The following is a 3,786-nucleotide window of genomic DNA, read 5'->3' as shown; positions in this document are numbered from 1 at the left end:
GGGGTGCCACGATCGGCGGCGGCACGACGGCGGGGCAGGCGGGATCCGCCGCGGCGACGCCGGGGCGCAGCGGCAGCGCCGCCAGCACGGCGGCGCAGAGCAAGCCGCGCCGTCCGATCATGCCCCGTGCAGCGCGCGCATCACCCGCGCGAGTCCCTCCTGCCAGGGCGGCAGCGTCACGCCGAACACCGACGCGAGCCGGCCCGTATCGAGCCGCCCATCCGCCGGGCGCGCGGCCTTGGTCGGATAATCCGCGGTCGCGATCGGCACGACGCGGGGGGTCGGCCCGCCGAAGGGCGCAGCGGCGGCGAAGATCGCCTCGGCGAAGGCGTGCCAGGTGGTGAAGCCTGCCCCGGTCGCGTGCGTTACGCCGCGATATTCGTCCCGCCAGCCCGTCTCCCGCACCCGGGCAAGCACCGCCGCGATCGCATCGGCGAGGTCGGGTGCCGCGGTCGGGCTGCCCTGCTGGTCGGCCACGACGCGCAATTCGGGCCGTTCGGCGCCGACGCGCAGCATGGTGCGCACGAAGTTGGCGCCCATCGGCGCGAAGACCCAGGCGGTGCGGACCACGATGGTCCGCTGGTTGCCCGCCAGCGCCGCCCATTCCCCCGCGAGCTTGGTCCGCCCATAGGCGCCGAGCGGGTTGGGCGCGTCGGATTCGAGATAGGGCGCGCCCTTGCGCCCATCGAAGACATAGTCGGTGGAGACCTGGACCAGCGGGATGCCGGCCCCGGCGCACAACCGCGCGACCATGGCCGGGCCGAGCGCATTGGCCCCGAAGGCCGCGGCTTCCTGCTCCTCGGCCGTGTCGACCGCCGTCCAGGCCGCGCAGTTCACGACAGCGTCGGGCCGCGCGGCGGCGAAGGCGGCGGCGACGGTCTCCGGCGCGGCGAACTCGAACTCCGGCTGGCCCACCAGGATCGGCTCGAAGTCCCGGGCCGGCAGCGCATCGGCGAGCCCCGTCGCCAGCTGTCCGCCGCGGCCGGTCACGAGGATGCGCCGCATCACCAGGATCCCGGCGGGAAGGGCGGCGGGATGTCCGCGAGACAGGGCGCGATGCGGTCCTTCTCGGACAGGATGGGTGCCGCGACGGGCCAGTCGATGCCGAGCGCCGGGTCGTTCCACAGGATGCCCGCATCGGCCGCGCGGTCGTAATAGGCGTCGGTCTTGTAGAGGACCTCGGTGTCCGGCTCGAGCGTCAGGTAGCCATGCGCGAAGCCGCGCGGCACCCAGAGCTGGCGCCAGTTGGCGGCGGAAAGCTCGATCGTCTCGGCCTTGCCATAGCCCGGCGAGCCCTGGCGCAGGTCGACCACCACGTCGAGGATCGCGCCGCGCGCGACGCGGATCAGCTTGCCCTGCGCGGAGGGCGGGCGCTGGAAGTGCAGCCCGCGCAGCACGCCCGTCTCGGCCGAAAGGGCGTGGTTGTCCTGCACGAAGTCGATGTCGAGGCCGATGGCGGCCAGCGCCCGGCGCGACCAGACCTCGCTGAAGAAGCCGCGCGCATCGCCATGCCGGAGAGGTTCCAGCAGCACGAGGCCAGGCAGGCCGAGCGGCGTCGCCTTCATCGGCCGCCCGTCACGTCAGCCGCCCTTCGGCGAGGCCGCGCAGATAGGCGCCGTAGGCCGTCTTGCCGAGCGCGGCAGCACGCTCGGCCAGCGCGGTCGCGTCGATGAAGCCCATGCGGAAGGCGATCTCCTCCGGGCAGCCGACCTGCAGCCCCTGGCGGTCCTGCACGGTCTGCACGAACAACGCCGCCTGCAGCAACGAGCCCGGCGTGCCGGCATCGAGCCAGGCGCAGCCGCGGCCCATCTGCTCGGCGCGCAAGGCGCCGAGGCCGAGATAGACCTTGTTGAGGTCGGTGATCTCAAGTTCCCCGCGCGCGGAGGGCGCAAGGTCGCGCGCCAGCGCGGTGACGCGGCTGTCGTAGAAATAGAGGCCGATCACCGCCCAGTCCGATTTCGGCTGCGCCGGCTTCTCCTCGATCGAGAGCACGCGGCCCTCCGCGTCGAACTCCGCAACGCCGTAGCGTTCCGGGTCGGCCACGCGGTAGCCGAAGATCGTCGCCTCCCCCGTCAGCGCGCGGCGGGCGGCGGCCTGCAGCTGCGCGGGCAGCCCGTCGCCGTAGATGATGTTGTCGCCGAGCGCGAGCGCGCAGGCCTGCCCGCCGATCCAGTCGGCGCCGATCTGGAAGGCCTGGGCGATGCCGTCGGGGCGCGGCTGCTCGGCATAGGAGATGGTCACGCCGAACTGCGACCCGTCGCCGAGCAGGCGGCGGAAGGCCGGCAGGTCGGCCGGCGTCGAGATCAGCAGGATGTCGCGGATGCCGGCCAGCATCAGCGTCCCCAACGGGTAGTAGACCATCGGCTTGTCGTAGACCGGCAGCAGCTGCTTCGACGCGGCGAGCGTCATCGGATGCAGCCTCGTGCCGGACCCGCCGGCGAGCAGAATGCCCTTCACGCCTTCACACCCCCGAGCCGCTGGCCAGCGTACCGCTTCTCCCGGATCGGCCGCCACCAAGCCTCATGATCCAGATACCAGGCGATGGTTTCCGTCAATCCGGTCTCGAAATCGCGCCGGGCGCGCCAGCCGAGCGTGGCCTCCGCGCCCGATGGATCCATCGCGTAGCGGAAATCATGGCCCGGCCGGTCCTTCACGTAGGTGATCAGCCGCTCCCGCGGGCCGGCCGGATCGGGGCGCAGCCGGTCGAGCGTCGCGCAGATGGCGCGCACCACCTCGAGGTTCGTGCGTTCCTGCCGCGGGCCGAGGCAGTAGGTCGCACCCGGTTCGCCCCGGAACAGGGCCAGCACCAGCGCCTCCGCATGGTCCTCCACATGGATCCAGTCGCGGATGTTCGAGCCATCCCCGTAGACCGGCAGGGTCCGCCCCTCGAGCGCGTTGAGGGTGACGAGGGGGATCAGCTTCTCGGGAAACTGCCAGGGCCCGTAGTTGTTGGTGGTGTTCGAGACGAAGGTCGGCATGCCGTAGGTGTGCTGCCAGGCGCGCACCAGGTGGTCGGACGCGGCCTTGGAGGCGGAGTAGGGGCTGCGCGGATCGTAGCGCGTATTCTCGTCGAAGGGCGGGTCGTCGCGGCTTTCGAGCGAGCCGAACACCTCGTCGGTCGAGACGTGGTGGAAGCGGAATTCCGCCTTCGCCGCCCCTTCGAGCGCGGCCCAGTGTTCCCGCGCGGCTTCCAGCAGCACCTGCGTGCCGACGACATTGGTGCGGATGAACTCCGCCGGCCCGTCGATCGAGCGGTCGACATGCGATTCCGCCGCGAGATGCATCACGCGGGACGGGCGGTGCGTGGCGAAGACCTGCCGCACCGCACCGGGGTCGCAGATATCGGCCTGGACATGCACATGGCGCGGGTCGCGCAGCCAGGCGCCGAGGCTTTCGGGGCTCGCCGCATAGGTCAGGCGGTCGAGGTTCACGACGACCTCGTCCGTCGTCGAGAGCAGGCGTCGCACCACGGCCGAGCCGATGAAACCGAAGCCGCCGGTGATCAGAAGGGTCATGCCAGGAGGGGTCCGAGGCTGGTCAGGCGCCCAGCAATACGGAAGCAAAGCGGCAGCATCTAGACCGTGATCCGCGCCGGTGGATCGCGATCGCCCTATTGGTTGCGCAACGGATCTGCCGCTTGCGCGGTTCCGCCGCGGCGCATCGGGTGCCCGGCGCCCCCGCCCCGCCGGGCCGCCCGGCCGCGCCAATGACCCGGAAGCATGGCGAGGAAGCGCGCGGGCCAGCAGGCGTCCCGCCCGAAGGCCGTGGCCGTCGTGCCGAGCGCCG

The 3,786-nt window shown here is 72.0% G+C and carries 4 protein-coding genes; all 4 read right to left on the bottom strand.

The genetic code is table 11. The annotated features are described in order from the left end of the window. Positions 1-117: 117 nt before the first annotated feature. From rfbD to rfbB, 4 genes are read right to left on the bottom strand one after another with little or no spacing between them, the layout of a single operon-like run. The gene (gene rfbD, locus HW577_RS22335; protein WP_198378318.1) at positions 118-1,005 is read right to left on the bottom strand and encodes a dTDP-4-dehydrorhamnose reductase; all 888 of its coding nucleotides are present in this window, start codon (positions 1,003-1,005) and stop codon (positions 118-120) included. After that, positions 1,005-1,565 carry a dTDP-4-dehydrorhamnose 3,5-epimerase gene (rfbC, locus tag HW577_RS22330; RefSeq protein ID WP_198378317.1) on the bottom strand — a complete coding sequence of 187 codons (561 nt, stop codon included), beginning with the start codon at positions 1,563-1,565 and terminating at the stop codon, positions 1,005-1,007. The genes rfbD and rfbC overlap by 1 nt, the downstream gene beginning before the upstream one ends. A gap of 10 nt (positions 1,566-1,575) precedes the next feature. Next, positions 1,576-2,457 carry a glucose-1-phosphate thymidylyltransferase RfbA gene (rfbA, locus tag HW577_RS22325; protein ID WP_198378316.1) on the bottom strand — a complete coding sequence of 294 codons (882 nt, stop codon included), beginning with the start codon at positions 2,455-2,457 and terminating at the stop codon, positions 1,576-1,578. Next, on the bottom strand, positions 2,454-3,515 hold the full coding sequence (rfbB, locus tag HW577_RS22320; protein WP_198378315.1) for a dTDP-glucose 4,6-dehydratase: 1,062 nt from the start codon (positions 3,513-3,515) through the stop codon (positions 2,454-2,456). Before rfbB ends, rfbA begins: the two co-directional genes overlap by 4 nt. Between the last annotated feature and the right edge of the window lie 271 nt (positions 3,516-3,786).

Source organism: Neoroseomonas rubea, assembly GCF_016106015.1.
GTDB lineage: Bacteria > Pseudomonadota > Alphaproteobacteria > Acetobacterales > Acetobacteraceae > Neoroseomonas > Neoroseomonas rubea.
Note: the sequence above shows the minus strand (reverse complement) of the source record. Positions and strands in the feature narration are given on the sequence as shown.